The sequence below is a fragment of the Cerasicoccus sp. TK19100 genome, from assembly GCF_027257155.1.
Classification (GTDB): Bacteria; Verrucomicrobiota; Verrucomicrobiia; order Opitutales; family Cerasicoccaceae; genus Cerasicoccus; species Cerasicoccus fimbriatus.
The window spans coordinates 176,584-193,946 of the sequence record NZ_JAPWDU010000003.1 but is presented as its reverse complement, the minus strand read 5'-3'; the positions used below and the strand labels follow the sequence as shown (position 1 = coordinate 193,946).

Annotated in this window: 13 protein-coding genes; 8 read left to right on the top strand and 5 right to left on the bottom strand. The window is 57.1% G+C overall.

Annotation, left to right across the window (positions count from 1 at the left end):
* Nucleotides 1-81: 81 nt before the first annotated feature.
* From O3S85_RS07400 to O3S85_RS07375, 6 genes are all read left to right on the top strand, one after another.
* Entirely contained in the window at nucleotides 82-687 is a 606-nt protein-coding gene (locus tag O3S85_RS07400) for a type IV pilus modification PilV family protein (RefSeq protein WP_332107538.1), read from the top strand.
* A gap of 2 nt (nucleotides 688-689) precedes the next feature.
* Complete coding sequence (locus O3S85_RS07395; protein ID WP_269539265.1) at nucleotides 690-1,397, top strand: PilW family protein; 708 nt, start codon at nucleotides 690-692, stop codon at nucleotides 1,395-1,397.
* Nucleotides 1,398-1,442: 45 nt separating this feature from the next.
* Nucleotides 1,443-3,803, top strand: a complete 2,361-nt coding sequence (locus O3S85_RS07390) for a hypothetical protein (RefSeq protein ID WP_269539263.1) — start codon at nucleotides 1,443-1,445, stop codon at nucleotides 3,801-3,803.
* Nucleotides 3,804-3,806: 3 nt separating this feature from the next.
* Nucleotides 3,807-4,529, top strand: coding sequence for a hypothetical protein (locus tag O3S85_RS07385; RefSeq protein WP_269539262.1), 723 nt, complete (start codon nucleotides 3,807-3,809; stop codon nucleotides 4,527-4,529).
* Nucleotides 4,530-4,839: 310 nt separating this feature from the next.
* On the top strand, nucleotides 4,840-6,054 hold the full coding sequence (locus O3S85_RS07380; RefSeq protein WP_269539260.1) for an MFS transporter: 1,215 nt from the start codon (nucleotides 4,840-4,842) through the stop codon (nucleotides 6,052-6,054).
* A 150-nt stretch (nucleotides 6,055-6,204) separates the two neighbouring features.
* Nucleotides 6,205-7,251, top strand: coding sequence for a glycosyltransferase family 2 protein (locus O3S85_RS07375; RefSeq protein ID WP_269539258.1), 1,047 nt, complete (start codon nucleotides 6,205-6,207; stop codon nucleotides 7,249-7,251).
* Here O3S85_RS07375 and O3S85_RS07370 read toward each other — a convergent pair.
* From O3S85_RS07370 to O3S85_RS07350, 5 genes are all read right to left on the bottom strand, one after another.
* Nucleotides 7,248-8,318: a LacI family DNA-binding transcriptional regulator gene (locus tag O3S85_RS07370; protein WP_269539257.1), complete on the bottom strand. Its 1,071-nt coding sequence runs from the start codon at nucleotides 8,316-8,318 to the stop codon at nucleotides 7,248-7,250. The genes O3S85_RS07375 and O3S85_RS07370 overlap by 4 nt on opposite strands.
* An 82-nt stretch (nucleotides 8,319-8,400) precedes the next feature.
* Nucleotides 8,401-9,801 (bottom strand): hypothetical protein, encoded by a 1,401-nt coding sequence (locus tag O3S85_RS07365; RefSeq protein WP_269539256.1) that lies wholly within the window; start codon nucleotides 9,799-9,801, stop codon nucleotides 8,401-8,403.
* A 61-nt stretch (nucleotides 9,802-9,862) separates the two neighbouring features.
* Nucleotides 9,863-11,311: a sulfatase-like hydrolase/transferase gene (locus O3S85_RS07360; RefSeq protein ID WP_269539255.1), complete on the bottom strand. Its 1,449-nt coding sequence runs from the start codon at nucleotides 11,309-11,311 to the stop codon at nucleotides 9,863-9,865.
* A gap of 7 nt (nucleotides 11,312-11,318) precedes the next feature.
* Complete coding sequence (locus O3S85_RS07355; protein WP_269539254.1) at nucleotides 11,319-12,995, bottom strand: alpha-L-arabinofuranosidase C-terminal domain-containing protein; 1,677 nt, start codon at nucleotides 12,993-12,995, stop codon at nucleotides 11,319-11,321.
* Between the two features lie 53 nt (nucleotides 12,996-13,048).
* The gene (locus O3S85_RS07350; protein WP_269539253.1) at nucleotides 13,049-13,663 is read right to left on the bottom strand and encodes a flavin reductase family protein; all 615 of its coding nucleotides are present in this window, start codon (nucleotides 13,661-13,663) and stop codon (nucleotides 13,049-13,051) included.
* Nucleotides 13,664-13,793: 130 nt separating this feature from the next.
* Between O3S85_RS07350 and O3S85_RS07345 the strand changes: the two genes are divergently transcribed.
* Both O3S85_RS07345 and O3S85_RS07340 read left to right on the top strand, forming a co-directional pair.
* Complete coding sequence (locus O3S85_RS07345; RefSeq protein WP_269539252.1) at nucleotides 13,794-15,143, top strand: glycosyltransferase; 1,350 nt, start codon at nucleotides 13,794-13,796, stop codon at nucleotides 15,141-15,143.
* 22 nt (nucleotides 15,144-15,165) lie between these two features.
* Entirely contained in the window at nucleotides 15,166-17,271 is a 2,106-nt protein-coding gene (locus O3S85_RS07340; protein ID WP_269539251.1) for an HAD-IIB family hydrolase, read from the top strand.
* Nucleotides 17,272-17,363 lie beyond the last annotated feature (92 nt).

The window sequence follows — 17,363 nt, the reverse complement described above, 5'->3', positions numbered from 1 at the left end:
CTTACCCGTAGGGCGTATGCGCAGACTTTACTAGGGTCTTTTGCGTTGCAATTTAGGGTCTACTAGCGAATTATTAATATTATGTTAATGATTCGGTCCTATCAGCCCGCTTCTCCGCGGATCTCAGGTCCCAATCGCCGGTGTGGATTTTTGATGCGCCGGGGCATGTCTCTGGTTGAGGTGCTTGTCGCCACGGTGCTCTTTGGCCTCCTGGCAATGGTGACGACGAATTCAGTCCTGATGTCGCGTCGATTGGCGGAGACGAACATTTACATGGTGACGGCCAACGACATCGCCCAGGGGTATGCCGAGCAGATGATGGCCATGGATTTTGAAGTGGATATCAAGAAGAGCGTAGAGGACCACAAGGTGCCCCTTTCGCTACGCGCGGTGACCCCCTCATTGGCCAACAATTCCACTACGGTTGACGATTTGCTTTACTTCGGGGACGACGTCACGAACAGCCGGGACATCGTTATCGATTTGCGCGGTGAAGATGGTGACCTGCGCCAAGTCGTGATGCCGATGCGTTTCACGCTGAGCGCCAGGGATTTGAATACCGGCAGCAAGCCCTATCAGGCATACGAAATCCGCATCAACTACGAGTATAAGACGCCCGCTGGCCGCGGCTCCAAGTGGTTGGATGGCAGTGTGTGCGTCGTGAAATCCGTTATCCCCATCTATTAATTATGAAACGCTCAACACATCGCCGTTTCCGCAGCCATGGCATGACATTGGTCGAGCTCATGGTGAGCGTCACCATCATGGGCACACTCATGGTGGGCGTAAGCTCCTTCTTCATTCAAAATTTCAAGGCGAGCTTCGTGACCCAGGAGAAGCTGGAGATCAATCGCGACGTGCGGACTGTGACCAGCGAAATGTCTGGTGAGGCACGCCAGGCCAATAGCTTCGTCCTCTATAAGAGCTTTTTCCCCTTACCGAATAATTACTCACCCAATGGTGATTTCCGCAAGCCGCCGAATAATGTCTCGGGGCAGGATTACCGGCTGCACTCGCAACAAGAGGGGGACTTTGTCGTCTTCATTTTCAATGGCGAGGACGACAATTTCTACGACAGCATACCCGCTCCGATTGTGCGCCTGATCGGTTACTTCCGTGATGACCGCGAGGTCAGCGGCTCCGAAGCACCGGTGCTCAAGTTCGATATCGATATCCCCGTGTCGCAGCAACGAAAGTCGGTTGAGGAATTAATTCCAAGCATTCAGGAGGCCGAGGAGTTCACCGAGGTCATCGATATGGTGAACGGCTTGGCGAACGGATTTCTATTCTATAACATCAAAGGAAAGAGTGTGCTGGTGAACGGAAAAATCATCCATGGCAATGACGCCAAAGAGGTGACGGGCACGTATAACTTCACCATCTCGCCGCGAGGCTGAGGCGCGCTTTTTTTTGATCATTCCTACCTGAACCCGCTAGCTATTATGAAATACAACCAGTCATCGCATAAGCGCCCAGGGTCGGCTATGGCCTTGGTTTTGGTGACCGCCACAGTGTTGGGCATCATCATTGCCAGCATTATGCAAGGCACCGTTTCCGAGATGAAAATTAACGAGCGGCACGTGGTGCGCCTGAAGGCGCAGAACGCCGCGGAGGCCTCTTTGGAATATGGTGCGGCCGAGCTTGCTTCGCGGTTTATCCGCTCGTCGTCCTTCGATACCTACGAGCTTCGTCCCGATAAGAATCCGCTCTCCATTCCCAATACGGTAGATGAGTTCTACCGGGGCAACGAGGTGAAGCCGGACTCACTTCGAGTGCAGGGTGGGGTGATCCCGCCTGGTGTGTGGAAATTTATTGATCCCGATGATCCGGCCAACGAGTTGGATGAGATGCGGGGCAAGCGGATCTTTGTGCGCGGCATCGAAGTTTACGGGCAGGGTAGTGCGCAAACCTCCCGTGGCGATAGCATCACTGCCTTTGCCCGGGAAACGTTTGAAATCCGTGACGCGCCGCTTTTCTCCAACGCCATTTTCTATAACTCCGATATGCGCGCCCAGCCAGGCTACGATTTCGATGTGCATGGCCCGGTTCACGCCAATGGCGATATCGAGTTGGGCCCGAATTCCGGCTACACGCTGACCATCCATGGCAAAGTCACGGCAACGGGTAACATTTTTAAAATTAACAATACTGGTGAGGTCTATCTCCCGTATTCTTCTACGCAGCAGGCTTCGATGAACGGACTTGATTCCTTGAGCCAGAACTGGGCAACTGCCGCTGCCCAGCGTTGGAAGGGTTGGGTGGCCGATGGATCCATGGGCGTTAAAACCCAGAACATTGTCGCCTTTAGCGATTCCGTGCAGGATGACCAAAGTACGCCGCAAAATGAACGCAAGAATACCGGCTATTCATTGATCGAGCCGCTGCTGCCATCCGGCCATCCGGATCGCAAAAGTGAAGACATGCGATCCCAGAAAATGGCCTACAAGGCCGGACTCATCATCAAGATGGAGCGTAACGCCAGCCAAAGCGATCCCAGCAAACAGGATTACTACAAGCTCTCGGGCTATCGTTACCAGCGGTCCAACTCCAGTGACTCGCTCAGTACGCCAGTGATGGACGACAATAATGATCCCGTGATGATTCCGGTCACACTGCCGCGCGATATTATCGGAGATGCCAATGCCAATATGGATGGCATTGATGCGCCATATCCTGAGATGTTTAACGATGGCGTCGTCACCCACACGGTCACCGAAACGGTGCAAGTGGTGGATCACTACGAGACGTCTTACGAAGAGCGCTGGGTAAAGAAGCGTGGCAAGTGGAGGCTGGAAACAGTCGAAGTGCAAACGCCGGTTTACCGCTACGAGGAACAGACCAGAACCTATACCACCGACGGTGACGGCGTTTCCGGAGGCCTCTACGACCATCGTGAGAACAAGGAGATCGACGTGGTTTACCTCGATTTGGAAAAACTGGCCTCGTATGTTGATAGCAAGAACAACGGGGCCACCGGCTTTAATGGAACTTACGATGTCGATAAGCACTGGAACGGCGTTGTCTATGTGGAATTCCCCACGAGCACAGCCGATAGCAACGGAGACGGCGCTTTCGATTATGGGACATCGACCGGGAAAAATACCTACAATATTGTGCCGCAGGTCATGGACGATATGGCGCTGATGATCATCGATGCCGAGGAAATTCCAGCGCCCAGTGGCCAGGCGGACCCCGGTTTCACGATCGCCACGAATGCACCGCTCTACACGGTGGGCAACTTCAACGCAGATGGGAGCAAACAAAGCAACTCCGCCACTAATCCGGACAACAGCTCCGAGCAGCCTGCCGCCATCATGGCCGATAGCATCACCGTGTTGTCCAGCAATTGGCCGGACAATCGCAAACACAGTGATGTGGACGGCCGCAACAACATTCAAAGCAAGCGTCCGGCGGTCAGCCATATGGAGATCGCGGCGGCCATGGTTTGCGGAACACCGCCCGACCTGAAGGGGCCCTATTATGGCGACCGTGATCCTTCCCGGCCGCAAAGCCTCGGGGTGATTAACTTGCCGCGCTTCTTGGAGTATTGGGGGTCCGGTCGCACGCTGACGATTCGCGGATCGCTGGTATCCCTATTCGAGAGTGAGGTCCGCCCGGAAGGCGCGCCCGACAACTTTAATGATTACTACGTGCCGCCGAACCGGAATTGGGGCTTTAACCTGCTTTTTGCGCAAGGCAGCTATCCTCCCGGAACGCCGCTGGTGCGCTCCTATCGCCGCATCTCCTTTGAGTATCTTTCGGAGAATGACTACAACACCGGCTTGGCTGGACTCTATCAATAAGCCATGACTCGCCAATACCAGTTGATGGCGCTCATTGCCTGTTCGCTTTTGTCGGCCTTTTCAGTCGATGGCCAAATACTCCGTGTGCCATTGGACCGGCTGACTCCTGCCACCGTGGAGATGGAGGAAGAAATTGTCGACACCTACACGGCGCGCAAAATGATCATCCGCGCGGGTGATTTGCGCCTGTGCGGTCCCTTGCCGCGACCGTTCAACATCTTTTCGGGCAGTCGTGAGCAGTCGATGGAAATTGACCTCCCCTATAAGGAAGGCGTTGAGTGCGCGATGTATCTACTCCCCGAAGGCGCTATGGTGCCGGGTCCGCTGGATCGCTCCATACGCGAATACGCGAACAAACTGGAGACGGCAATCGGCACACGGGCTGAGTTTGTGCGTGATGATCAAGGCCTGGTGCGGATCAGCCCGCCCAAGGAGATCAAAGTGCGCGAGTTTTATAATGGTGATGGCGAAGTCGTCACCCGTGAGCGTGTGCGTGCGCCGCGTATATTCGGAAAGACGTTTTATGAAATAGACTACGTCGTGGACCCCGGGACGCCCTATGCGGAAGCCATCGGCGAGATCTGGTTTAACCTCGGCGATCAGCAGGCTTTGATCTTGTTAAAAACAACGCCGGAGGATTTTGAAGCAATCTCCGGAGTGCTGCGCAAAAGCTTTCGTGACTTCTATCAGGACGAGGCTGCGGACGTGACTGCGTCTTTGGATTAGAGCACTCTCACTTTAAGTAGCCCGCTCAGGTGGGAGCGCAAATGAATGCAGCGCAAGGCGGAGCCGATTGAGCGGGCTAGAAGCCCGTGATTGAGGTTCCAACGCCGCGACCTTTCATTTGCGCCCCAAGCTTGTAACCGTGTGCTTTTGCGTGCCAGCAGCGTTGCTCGTCGCTCACGGGCTTCCAGCCCGCTTCGCTCCTCGCGCCTTGCTGGACACACAAAATCACAGCGGCCTGAGCGGACTATTTAAAGTGAGAGTGCTCTAGGTCCAGGCTTGCGAAGTTGGTTGCGGCACGCAGTATGCGCTGATGCGTGTTTGGCAGCCGTATTTTGTATGGGGCGTAGCCTCGGTCTTCGTGCTGTATCAGTTTTCGATGCAGGTTTCGGTGGCTGTCTTTTCCAAAGAGATCCAGACCGACCTACATGCGACGGTGACCAGCGTGGGCGTGCTCACAGCTTTGTTTTCGGTGGCCTACGCAATGATGCAGGTGCCTGTTGGCGTGATGCTGGACCGATGGAGCCCGCGGCTGTTGATGACGATCTCCGCGCTGGTCTGTGCGGCGGGAGCCTGTGTTTTCGCAATGTCAGACAGCTTGGTTTTTGCTGGGCTGGGGCGGCTGCTCATGGGGCTGGGCGCATCGTTTAGTTTTGTGGGTGCCAGTTTTTTGGCGGGGCGCTGGATCCCGAAGGAGAAGTTCGCGCTGTTTGTCGGGCTCACGGAGATGACCGGTGTGGCCGGCGCGGCGGGCTTTGATTTACTGTCCCGCTACCTGGAATCGCACGTCACTTGGCGCACGCAGATCGGCGTATCCGCGGTGTTTGGTTTTATTTTGGCCGGCACGATCTGGGCAGTGGTCCGGGACCATCCGGCGGATCAACCGCCACCCAAGCACACCAGCCAAAGTAACTTGGCTAAAAGCGTCGGCGAGCTGGTGATGAACCGGCAGATATGGCTCGTGGGCGGGTTTTATTTTTTGAGCATGGGCGTGCTGCTGGGCTTTGCCGGTTTGTGGAACGCGACATTTCAATACGCCTATGACTTACCGGTGGAAGAGGTCGCCGTCGCCAACGCGTTGATTTTCCTGGGTTGGGCCATTGGGAGCCCGGTTGCTGGTTGGTTGGCTGGTCGCTATAGTGTTAAAAAGCTGATTCTGGTCGGTGTGATCGGGCACTTGGTTGTGACCGGGGCAATCTTTTTTACCGGGATGTTGCCGCTGGGCGTTATCTACCTGCTGCGGTTTGGCTTTGGCCTGTTTGGGGGCATGAATATTCTGGCGTTCGCGGTGGCGGGCCGAGCGGCACCGGCTTCGTTGAGTGGCACGGCGCTGGGCATCATCAACACCATGGGCTTTGCCGGGGTGACGCTTTTGCAGACCTTTCCCGGTCTGCTCCTCGCGGGGGATACGCAGGCGCATGGCTGGCCGGAAATGGCGCATGCGCTGACTATTTATCTGGGCGCTTTGACCATTGCCGCGATTTTTGCCTGCATGCTGAAGGATCCTAATCGCGAATCTGAGCAATAGACCCGGCTCTCTTTTGGGCTTTGAGCTTTTATATGCGCACAAGTCTTGCTACTAAAATGGCTGCTAACGATTTACTACAAACTAATGACTACTGCGAGGCAATGGAAGAGGAGGGCACGCCGGCTTTTGGCGGCCGGTTTTTTTATCGGCATGAAGCCCTGGCGCCGGCGGCGAGTAGAGCGTCATTTGGAGTGCATCCAGTCAGCCTTTTCGCCTGCGGACGACCGACCACTGCTGGTGACGATTGTGCACGATGCGCAGCATTACCTGCCATCGTTTATTGAGCATCACCGTGAGCTCGGCTTTGGCCATATTGTCGTCCTGGACAACGGCTCTCAGGATCAAACCATCCGCATCGCTCAGTCGTATGACGACGTCAGCATCTACCGCTGTCGGTTGCCATTCCGCGAGCATCACGTGGTCGCGCGCGAGTGGGCTTTGGATCAGTTTGGGCACAATCGTTGGTGCTTGGTGGCCGATTGCGATGAACACTTTGACTGGCCTTACCGCCAGCACTTGCCGCTGCATGCCCTGATTGAGCATCTGGAGTCGCAGGGGCAGAACGCGCTGGTCGCGCACATGATCGACGCCTGTGGCGAGAGCCTGGAGGCCGAGTTCATCGCATCACCGGACTTAGCGACCTTTCGCGCGCTTTACCCGAACCTTTATCTTTCCGGCTATCAGCTACGGTCATTTCATTTTAACACCAGACTGCATCGCAACCAACTGGCTAAGCCATCCCTGCAGGGTTTGATGGGTGGATTGCGCATGGATTTATTCGGCGTGCGGGACTTTGCGACGAAAACACCGTTCTTCCACTATTCGGGCAGTGTGAGGCCCCTCGTGCTGAATTCGCACGCGATTTTTGGTGCGCGTATTGCGGGGTTTACGGGCGTCCTGCGACATTACAAAGTAGTCGCAGACTACGGCGAAAGCCTGAAGCAAATAATCAACAAGCGATACGATGGTGTGTCGGTAAACCACTACCAAATAAGCTACGCTGCATTGCAGGAAAAGGGCATGGCAGACTTTGGTGACTTAATTCGCCAACACGCCCGCCCGGTTGACGAGCTTGCCGAATTGGAGCCGCTCGGTTTGGTCGAGCTGGATCAGCCTTTCCGCGAGCGCATCGCGCGGATACGCCAGATGGAAGCGGCCAACGAGCAGTCAGCGCCAGAGCTTGTTAGCGTGGGTTAGCGCGTTTTCTTTTTTACGGTGCTCTCTCGTTGGGTTAGCGAAGGGGGCAGCTTGGGGTGGGCGAATGGGCGTTCTTCGATCAGGTCGATAATCGCCTCCATCGCCTTCTCACCAGTCAGGCGCATGTTGTTTGCGACAGAGCTTAACTTTGGATTGCAAAGTTCGCATATGGGCGAGTTGTCAAAGCCGATGACTTGCACGTCGTTGGGCACGTGAAGGCCCCGGCGCTGTAGCTCCATTACGGCGGCAAACGCCATGGGATCCGACTGGGCAATGAGCGCGTCGAACGAAATGCCTGACTCAATGAGTTGGGCCACGGTCTCGGCACCGATCTCGGGGCGGAATGCATTCTCGTTGCTGCATTCGTTGACCAACTGCGCGTCGTAGGCAATGCCGTGATCTTTGAGCGCTTGCTGGTAGCCGCTCTTGCGGAGCTCGAAATTATCAATGTAGGCGATGCGTTTGCAGCCGTTTTCGATCAGGTGCTTGGTGGCCAGGTAGGAACTGTCGTCGGGGTTGGGGTTGACGTTCGGGATGCCCTTCACGGTATCGAGCGCAAACGCAGTCACCACGGGCAGCTTCTCCTCGACGAGCTTGATGAGGCACTCGTCCATTTCGTAGTGGTGAATGCCGGCGACGATGAGCCCATCCACCTCGCGCGCGCTGTATTTATGCCATTGCGGATAGAAGGCACCGTTGTCCTCGAAGTAGCGCAGCCACAGGCGGAGATTTTGCTGCTCCAACACGGCGGTGAGTCCGCGCAGAAATTCCTCGAAGAGGCCACTGCCGCGCACGCCGCTCGGGTGGACGATCAGGCCGATCGTGCCGGTGCGCCCACTTTGCAACGCAGAGGCAAGCGAGTTGGGCCGGTAGTTTAGCTCTTCGGCGCGGCGGAGGATGGACGCTTTGACTTCCTCGCGTACTTTGGTGGTGCCGAGGCGTCCGCTGAGCACCTTGGATACAAGAGACAGGGACACGCCCAAGTCCTGCGCAATATCGCGCAATGAGGTTTGCCGACTAGCGCCTTTCTTCCGTGCCTTTTGGGGTGGAGTTCCGTTTTGGGCCATTTTCTGTTTTAGGGTATGCGACTATCGTTCTCCTAACACTTGGAAGGTCAACCGCTTTTAATGTAGCATCATTGATGCAATATTACTCGTTGTAGGCCTTGGCCGCCAGTGCGGGATCGGCGAACATCATGCCTGGGCTGGTCGGCGGGGCAGCGTTCGTTGGCACAGCAAACGTTTTCAAGCGCTCGTAAAAAGCGCGGTTGGCGTCGTCGGCCAGGAACGTTTCGCCGACATTGGCCAGCGGCTGTTTCGTGCCGGCATCGATCTGAGGCCTCATAAGAAACTTCGCCTCGATGTAGTCATTGCGCTGAATGCCGCCTTTCCAACTGCTGTCCTTGTCGGCGAGCGCTTGCTTTGCCCGGTAACCTTCAAAGCCAAACGTTGACATCTTTTGGTCGTAGGGTGCGAGTTGATCGGAGAAAAATTCGCCTTTGATCCACTTGCTGGTCTCCCCGGCGACATTGCGAAACTCCGGGTTCTCCATGTCGCCGTTCCAGCACATGGTGGTGGCGGTCTTGACGAACATGTCGATGTCGGCGTCGTCAAACAAAAGGCCGCGCTGGTAGAGGTTGAGCGCGATGGACTGCGCGGTGATATACCAGCCTGCGTTTGGGTCGGGTGCCATCCAGCCGACTTTCCACTTCTCGGGGTTGTCGGGGTTGATGTCCCACGGCCCGGCGGGCACCCAACTCATCCATTCGTAGTGGCCGTCTTTCGGGATGAGGTTCGACTTATACCAGGCACCGATTTGCAGCGCGCGCTTCAGGTAAAGGGGTTTGCCGGAGGCGTCATGTAGCGCAAGCAGGCCCTCGACCATGATGGACAATTTCTCGAACGACAGGGATACGCCCCGGCTGTCGGGATAATCCAATCCGTGGTAAACACCGCCCGCATGCGTGAGCATGGTCCAGTAGCCGCGTGCGTCCCATTTTGGGAACAGGTTGTTCTCGCACAGGTCGAGGTATTCCTTGATCGTGGCTTCGTTGGCGGCGGCGTAGTCGGGGGCACTCTTGGCGAGTGCGACCCAGCGCGCCAACACGTAGATACCGCGAAAAGTAGACTGTATTTCCTCCACCTGTTTGTCGGGGTTGTCCTTCGGCTTTCGGGGTGGAATGGTGACGCCGGACCAGCCGCGGTAGCCATCGGTAAACACCGTGACCCGGTCCAGGTAGTGCTGCATGCCTTGCTTGAACAAGTCCAGGTATTGTGTGTCGCCAGTCAGCTCGTAGGCGGTGTTGAGCAGGTTGAGGTTTTTAAAGTCAATCCAGGCAAGCATCTCCACGCCATCTTCTTTAAAGACCTTATCGATCTTGTCTTCGTTGGGCGTGGCGGCGCTAACGGCGTGGCCGACGAATGCATCGAGCACGGCGCGGTCGTCATCGTTGGCGACTGGCACGCTGTCACGGTAAGCGATGGCGTCGGCGTGGAGCACGCCGGCCAGGGCAACGCAGGCACCGGTAAGGAGGCGGGGGAGTAATTTCATCACTCCCTTGAATATCACTTTAGGCTGCCCCGATGCGAGGGAAATTTAACTTGTTATGCGGCTACGAGCGGCCTTCCCAGAACACGCGTGGCGGCTGGTTCTCGCAGGGCTTGAGGGCGGACTGGTCGTAGGTGCGGTCCGCGCGATCCTTGAGATATTCGGCCATGTGCGTGCGGAACTGCGGCAGTAAATCCGCATGGGTGCCGGAGCAGTCGTGGAGCTCGTCCGGATCTTCGAGGACGTTAAAGAGTTGCTCCTCGTTCGTCTTGGCAAACCAGATGTATTTCCACGGACCTTCGACGAGGTAATTGTGCGTGCCGACGCCGGTGCACTCGCCAAAGAGACGGTCGCGCGTGTGGCAGGTTTCTCCGCGCAGCGCGGGCGCGAGAGAGCGGCTGTCGAGCTCGTTGCCGTATTGTTCGGGTAGCTCGACGCCGCAGAGATCAAACACCGTGGCAGCGACGTCTTCCAGGCTGACGAGTCCGTCGAACGAGCCTTGCTTCAGGTCCATGTTGCGCCAGGCAAAGAAAAACGGCACGCGGGCCGAGGCCTCGTAGGGCAGCGACTTGCGCCACAGGTGGTGGTCACCAAGCATCTCGCCGTGGTCGGACGTGAAGATGATCAGCGTCGGTTCATTGGCGCGGGGTGAGCCGTAGCCAAAGGCGCGGGAGAGGAAGTAGTCGATGCGGTGATCGATGTGGGTGACGAGACCGTAGTAGCCGCGAATCGCCTCATGCATTTCGTCTTCGCGGAAGGGGCCGACGGCACCGGTGTTCGATGTGCCGGGACGCCAGGGCAGATCGGGTGCCCAGTCACCAAGCACGGGCACGGTATTATGATTCGCATACATGTCCCAATACGCCTGCGGTGGAATCAGTGGCGGATGCGGTGCCCAGTAGCTCAGGTGCAAAAAGAACGGGCTGCTTGGGTCGCGAAGCTCGGTAATGAAGTCCACCGCCTGATCCGTTAGCCAGCTCGTGTGGTGGTAGCGCTCCTCCATGTCCCATGGGCGGGCGTTGCGGCCGTTACCATCGATGCCGATGTTGTTCACGTGTTGTGTGATGCCTTCGCGCTTGAGGGCGCGTGCCCAGTCGTTGACTGCCTGCACTTCGGTGTCCCAGCGATCGTTCGGGCTCTCGGTGCGGATCATGTGATCGTAGCCGTAGCGTTTGCGCTGTGGGTAAAGGTGGAGCTTGCCAATGAGCTGCGTTTGGTAACCGGCTTGTCCGAGTAGACCGGGCGTGGAGACCGGTGCCTCCCACTCCAAACCGTCTTCGTAACCATAGAGCCCGTGCGTCTGCGGGTGCAAGCCGGAGAGCAGGCTGCGGCGTGCGGGGATGCAGACCGGGCACGTGGTGTAGGCGCGCGTGCAGTTGAGCCCGCCAGCGGCCAGCTCGTCCAGACGCGGGGTGCGCAGCTCCGTGGTCGGGCGGTTTAGCGCGAGGGCGTCCCAGCGCTGCTGGTCCGTGGTGATCAGGATGACGTTCGGTCGTTGGGTGGGGGATGACATGGCAATGCTATGGGCCGATTGGCAGTTTGACGTTGGCCACCGTACTCGGCGGCAGCGTCAAAGTGAGCTGATCGTCGTCGACCTCAACCTTGGTTTCAATGGTTTTTATCCACGCGCCCTCGGTTTCGACGTCTTTTTCAGGTACACCTATCAGCGTCAGTAGTGTGGCTTCGGTGCTTGGCAATTGGAATGCGGACAAATCAATGCTCAGCTCAATTTCTTCTGACGGGTCGCGGTTGACGAGGTGCAGGTAAAGCACGTGCGCGCTGCGGGTGGCGACCGCGTCCACCGTGGCAACATTCCCCGGCGCAGTGTTCACGCCCATCATATAAGGTTGCTCGCGAATGGGCGCATTTTCAATGTCGATAGACAATACCTGGTCGCCATGGTTTTTATTATAAAGCGTGGTCACCGCACCCTGGGCATTGTAGTAGATCGGCTCAATGTCGGACTTGTTGTATTGGATCGCAGCAATACCCCAACCGTGGCCGACGAGCATGGATTGGTTGGCGATTTTAATGATGTCGCCTTGCCGAATCATGCCGTTCAAGTAGCCACCAACGCCGACCGCCGCAGCGTGCTGGTGATTGAAGTCGATCTGGTCTTTGATCGAGCCAAAGCCCCAGCCGTTCCAGTTCCATTCGGTGATGGCGACCTCGTAGCCCAGCTCACGGGCGAGGTCCAGCCGGTCGCCAAAGGCGATGCATTGGCCCTGCTCATCGAAGGCACCGGGCATGGCGTTGAAGGCGTATTCCCACTCGTCGGAGGTCATGCCGACGGGCTCCTTACCTTTCATCCAGTGGCCGAAATTTTTATTGTCCACCCTCATCGGCGCATAGATGTGGTGCGCGACGAAATCGACATTCGCCTTTACGTAAGGGTCGGAAAATACCGTGCGGTTGTCGCCGGGGAAATTGAGATCCATAATGATTTGGATGTCGGGGTCGACTGTCTTGATCGCCTGGATGTAGGCCTTCACGGTTTCCAGATAGCGCGCGGTTTGGGCGTCGACATCGCCTTCGTCAAATTGATCCTTAAAAAGCTTTTTCCACTTGCCGATCCAGGTCTCGTTACCGAGCTGCACGTATTGGAAATCGTAGGGCTCGGGGTGTCCGTTCTTGGCGCGAACGGCGGGCCAGTCGGGCATGCCCGCGGGCAGCTTCGCGCCGACGGGCGCATTGCAGTAGGCGACCAGGCCGGCGGCGTGCAGCGCGGCCTCGTCCAGCGGTTTGCGCAAGAGCACGCCATCGAGCAGATTGACGGGAATGATCGTCTGCCAATGAAGCTCGCGCGCGAGCTCGGCATACTCGTCATAGCCCATCCGGTTGGTGACGGCTTCGCCGGTATGGCCAACGGTGTCCGGGCGCTCGGGGCTGCGGCCGGGGGCGTTGCTCACCATGTCGCTCCAGTTGGTGTAGTCGTTGTCGGTGCCGCCGGGCCAGCGAACGATCGGGATGTCCATCTCGGCGAGCATGCCCACGATCTTGGGCGGCAGGTTGCCCTGAGCATCAGTGGCTTCTTCCGGGCCGTGCTCGCCCCAGCTGGGGCGCTCCAGAAACTGGCCGAACACACGCGGGTCCAGCGTGTGCTGAGCTTGGTCGTGCACGGTGATTTGCACCGGGTTGGTGGCGTGTGCGGCGGTGGCAACGAGTAAGGCGAGGGTGGGGGTTAGGCGGGAAAACATGTTATGGATTCAAAGTTGCTCGACCCTTGGTGCCAAGATTTATTGATTGAAAACTACTTCGGCCGCTCGCGCTCGAAAATCTCACCAAGGCTGGCGTAGCTCATGTAGCCGAGGCGGGCGAGGGGGTTTAGTTTGTCGGCTTGTGGCAACTCAGGCACGTTGGGTATGGGTGCCGGGGCGAGGATGTTGTCATCGATCCAGGCATGTAGGATTTCGCCATACACGACGCTCATGCCGGAAATTAAATCCACCTGAATTAAGCGGCAATGAAACGCGACTGGCGCTTGCTGGATGCGTGGCAACGGCCAGCCGTCAACGGCTTCGGTTTGTAGTCCGCAGAGCTCGACTTCACTCTCGTTGTAGGTGATTGGTTTGGCGGAGAGATTAACCGCGTCGGCGAGTTCGCAGTTGGCAATGTGGATCACGTAATGTTGGTTGCGCTCAATGTTGATGAGGGTGTCTTTCTTGACGCCGCCTGGCTTGAACCCCATCGAAACCATGACCGTTGGCGGTTCACTGCCGATGGCCTGAAAATAGGAATACGGGGCCAGGTTGTGCGAACCGTTTTCGTTTTCCGTGAGGATCCACGCGACGGGACGCGGGATGATGCAATGGGTCATTACCTGGTAGGCTTGTCCTTTGGTGAGGTTGGCGAAGTCGAGAATCATAGAGCGTTTACAGGATTAGTTATGATTAATAAAATTAATCACGAAAAGTGTCGGGTGATGGTTAATGCGAATGTTTTATTCGCCGAAAGTTTGCAAGGGCTTGAAAGTTAGGATAGTCTATGGGCTGTTTATGGAAGATATCTACCTTAAACCACCCGAAGCCAAACGCAGTCGACGCGCGCGCAAGCGCGAGCGCATCGCACTGGTATCCACTCACGGATACGTAGCCGCCGAGCCGCCCCTGGGGTTGCCGGACACGGGAGGACAAGTGGTCTATGTGCTGGAGCTGGCGAAAAAGCTGGCACAGCTGGGTTACGCGGTCGACATCTGGACTCGGCGTTTTGAGGACCAACCGGAAACGGAAAAGGTCGACGACCACGTGCAGATCATTCGCATGAAGTGCGGCGGCAAGGAATTTATTCCCAAGGAGTATCTTTACAAAAAGCTCCCGGAGTGGACCGAGAATGCTTTGCGGTATATTGGTAAGAAAAAGTTTAAATACGCATTCATTAACTCGCATTACTGGGACGCTGGTTTGGCTGGCCAGCACATGGCGGAGGAGCTCGACATTCCCCACATCCATACGCCGCACTCAATCGGTAGCTGGAAGCAAAAGCTGATGCGCGGAGACTTCCCCGATGACGAGCAACGCCTCGAAGAGACATACAATTTCTCGCGCCGCATTCACCATGAGAACACGCTCTACCGTGAGTGTGACATGGTGGTGGCGACATCGCCGATTCAGCTCGATATGTTTAAGGACGACTACGGAATTGACGGTGATAAGCTGGTGATGATCCCACCCGGCTACGATGACAACCGTTTCTTCCAGATCAGCAAAGCGTCTCGCGAGTCTATCCGCGAATCCATGGGCTATGCGCCAGACGCGAAAGTCATCTCCTGCATTGGCCGACTGGCGCGTAACAAGGGCATGGACCTGCTGGTGGACGCCTTTGCCGTCGTGGCGCGCAAGCACGACAAGGCGATCCTGCGTCTGGCCGTCGGTTCAGAAAACGACCAGACGACCGAGGACCCGATGCTCAAGGAACTCATGGAAAAGATCGAGGCGCACGGCATACAGGACCGCGTGATCCTTTCCGGTTCGCTGGACGATCCGGACATGCCGGACTTCTATCGCGCGGCGGATATCTTCTGCCTGCCCAGTCGCTACGAGCCATTTGGGATGACGGCGATTGAAGCGATGGCCTGCGGTACGCCCACGGTGGTGACGACGCATGGTGGGCTCTTCCGCACGCTCACTTACGGCGTTGATGCGCTGTATGCCGACAGCTTCGATGCGGAGGACTTCGGCTACACGATCCTCAAGGCGCTGCGACATCCGGCGATTCACAATCGACTTGCATACGGTGGCGCGCACAAGGTGCGAAGTCTGTTCACCTGGACGGGTATTGCGCAGCAACTGCTCAAGGTGGTCGAGGGTCGCAGCACGCCACGTTTGGAAGTGACACCTGCGGGTTAGCTTTTTTAGAAAGTTTGCATCTATGCCACCAAAGAAGACTGCTAAAGAGTCACCCGCTACTATTCGCGTTTTCAGTTCGGACATCGACGGCACTCTGCTGGGTAAAGCAGATTCCGCCGCTTCGTTCACACGTACTTGGCGCAAGCTGCCCAAGGAGGGCCGACCGCTGCTCGTTTACAACACCGGGCGCATGGTCGATGACGTCCTGCGCCTCATTAAAAAGAAGCACCTGCCGGAGCCCGATTACTGCATCTGCGGTGTCGGCGTGGATATCTATGATTACCAGGCCAAGGAACTGATCAAGGAGTTCTCCACGGTGCTCGAAGAAGGCTGGGACTTAAAGCAAGTCGAGCTTATCGTGCATGAAAAAATACCGGAGGCGATCAAGCAGCCGGACCATTTTCAGAGCCCGGTCAAGAGCAGCTGGTATGCGGGCTGCGAGCAGGAGCAACTCGATTGCCTGGAAGACGCCTTGCGCGACTGCGGGCTGGAGGTGAACATTGTTTACTCCAGCGGTCGTGATTTGGACGTGTTACCAAAGTTTGCCAACAAGGGCAATGCGCTTTCGTGGCTGCTGAAGCATCTGGGCATCACCCGCAGCCAATGCCTTGTCGCGGGAGACACCGGCAACGACAACGCGATGTTCCTCAAGCGCGGCGTGCGGGGCATCATCGTGGGTAACGCCCAGCCGGAGCTGTTGGAGCGCATGGTCGGCCGCAAGGAGGTCTACCGTGCGCAAGGCGCGTGCGCCGATGGCGTGCTCGAAGGCTTGAAACACTACGGCGTGATTAAGGAAGTCGATCACGTCGAGCCCGCGGAAACATTGCCGAGCCAGACGCCGATCATTCAGCATTTGCTGGATGTCGAGGAAACCTCTGCGATGGAAGAGCCGCAGCGCGCTTTCATTAAGGAGGGTTATCTGCGGGCGTTGGAGGGTATTCGCAAAAACATTACGCCCAAGGGGTTTTCCGCCTGCTCGCTAACGGACAACGATACACGCGGCACCGATGAAAACTACCGCAGTGTCTGGGCGCGCGACGCCAGCGTGACCATTGTGGGCACCATTGGTTTGGACGACGAAGACATCCGCCAGTGCCAGCGTGCATCGCTGCAAACCCTGATGGACTGCATGTCGCTCAATGGGCAAATCCCGGCCAACGTCAGCCTCGATACCGGTAAGCCGGACTACTCCGGGGTGGGCGGCATTTGCTCGATCGACAGCGGCTTGTGGGTGATCATTGCGTTCGCTGAATACGTGCGTGCCACGCAGGACTTTGAGCTGCTGCGTGCCTACTCCAAGAAACTGCAGAAAGCGATGGATTGGCTGAGCGCGCAGGACAGCAATAACGACGCGCTGCTGGAAATACCCGAGGCCGGCGATTGGACGGATCTCTTTGGCCGCAGTTATCACGTGCTCGTTGATGAGGTTTTGTGGTTCCGCGCCAACATCGCCTATGGCCGCCTGATGGAATACCTAGGCGAGTGGAACAAGGCGGGTGATTACCTGCGCTGGGCTGGCACGATTAAGAAAAAAATCCTGCGCTCATTCTGGCCGTCACTGCGCAAGGCACCCGAGCGCGAATACAGCTTTGCCGACTCGCAAGCGCGCATGGGTGACACCAGTTACCTGCTCGCGCAAGTGACGCCGTTTAACCACGACTGGCGCTGCGATGTGTTTGGTAACGCGTTGGCGTTTCTCTTCAATGTTATCGACCACGAGCATGCGCAGACGGCGTTTCGCTTCATGTGGGGCGCGGGCGTTAGCCAGCCATTCCCGGCGAAGAATCTATATCCGGCAGTCGAGTCCGGCGACCCGAGTTGGAAGAGCTATTACACGGTCAACTTGCTTAACCTGCCACACCACTACCACAACGGCGGCATCTGGCCGCTGGTCGGTGGCGTATGGGTGCGCTTCCTGAATCGCTTGGGCTTGAAAGACCTCGCCTACGAGCAACTGCATGAGCTGGCGAAGATCAACCACGCGGGCCAGCAATACGAATGGGAGTTCAACGAGTGGGCGCACGGCGTGACCGGCAAGCCCATGGGCAAAGCATTCCAGGCATGGTCCTGCAGCGAATACATCGCCGCTTGCCATGAGATCGGCCTGCTGGATGACGAGGATGGGTGAGTGAATGAGTTTGAGGTGGAGGGCGGTGCTTCGTCACCGCCGCGCATTGCCTCTCCAACGTAGAAGCGGCTTCTAGCCGCTTTGCCGACTGC

Excerpts from the sequence above, each read along its gene's own strand:
- O3S85_RS07400 (WP_332107538.1), top strand. The coding sequence starts at position 82 with ATGTTAATGATTCGGTCCTATCAGCCCGCTTCTCCGCGGATCTCAGGT.
- O3S85_RS07395 (WP_269539265.1), top strand. The coding sequence starts at position 690 with ATGAAACGCTCAACACATCGCCGTTTCCGCAGCCATGGCATGACATTG.
- O3S85_RS07390 (WP_269539263.1), top strand. The coding sequence starts at position 1,443 with ATGAAATACAACCAGTCATCGCATAAGCGCCCAGGGTCGGCTATGGCC.
- O3S85_RS07385 (WP_269539262.1), top strand. The coding sequence starts at position 3,807 with ATGACTCGCCAATACCAGTTGATGGCGCTCATTGCCTGTTCGCTTTTG.
- O3S85_RS07380 (WP_269539260.1), top strand. The coding sequence starts at position 4,840 with ATGCGTGTTTGGCAGCCGTATTTTGTATGGGGCGTAGCCTCGGTCTTC.
- O3S85_RS07375 (WP_269539258.1), top strand. The coding sequence starts at position 6,205 with ATGAAGCCCTGGCGCCGGCGGCGAGTAGAGCGTCATTTGGAGTGCATC.
- O3S85_RS07370 (WP_269539257.1), bottom strand. The coding sequence starts at position 8,318 with ATGGCCCAAAACGGAACTCCACCCCAAAAGGCACGGAAGAAAGGCGCT.
- O3S85_RS07365 (WP_269539256.1), bottom strand. The coding sequence starts at position 9,801 with ATGAAATTACTCCCCCGCCTCCTTACCGGTGCCTGCGTTGCCCTGGCC.
- O3S85_RS07360 (WP_269539255.1), bottom strand. The coding sequence starts at position 11,311 with ATGTCATCCCCCACCCAACGACCGAACGTCATCCTGATCACCACGGAC.
- O3S85_RS07355 (WP_269539254.1), bottom strand. The coding sequence starts at position 12,995 with ATGTTTTCCCGCCTAACCCCCACCCTCGCCTTACTCGTTGCCACCGCC.
- O3S85_RS07350 (WP_269539253.1), bottom strand. The coding sequence starts at position 13,663 with ATGATTCTCGACTTCGCCAACCTCACCAAAGGACAAGCCTACCAGGTA.
- O3S85_RS07345 (WP_269539252.1), top strand. The coding sequence starts at position 13,794 with ATGGAAGATATCTACCTTAAACCACCCGAAGCCAAACGCAGTCGACGC.
- O3S85_RS07340 (WP_269539251.1), top strand. The coding sequence starts at position 15,166 with ATGCCACCAAAGAAGACTGCTAAAGAGTCACCCGCTACTATTCGCGTT.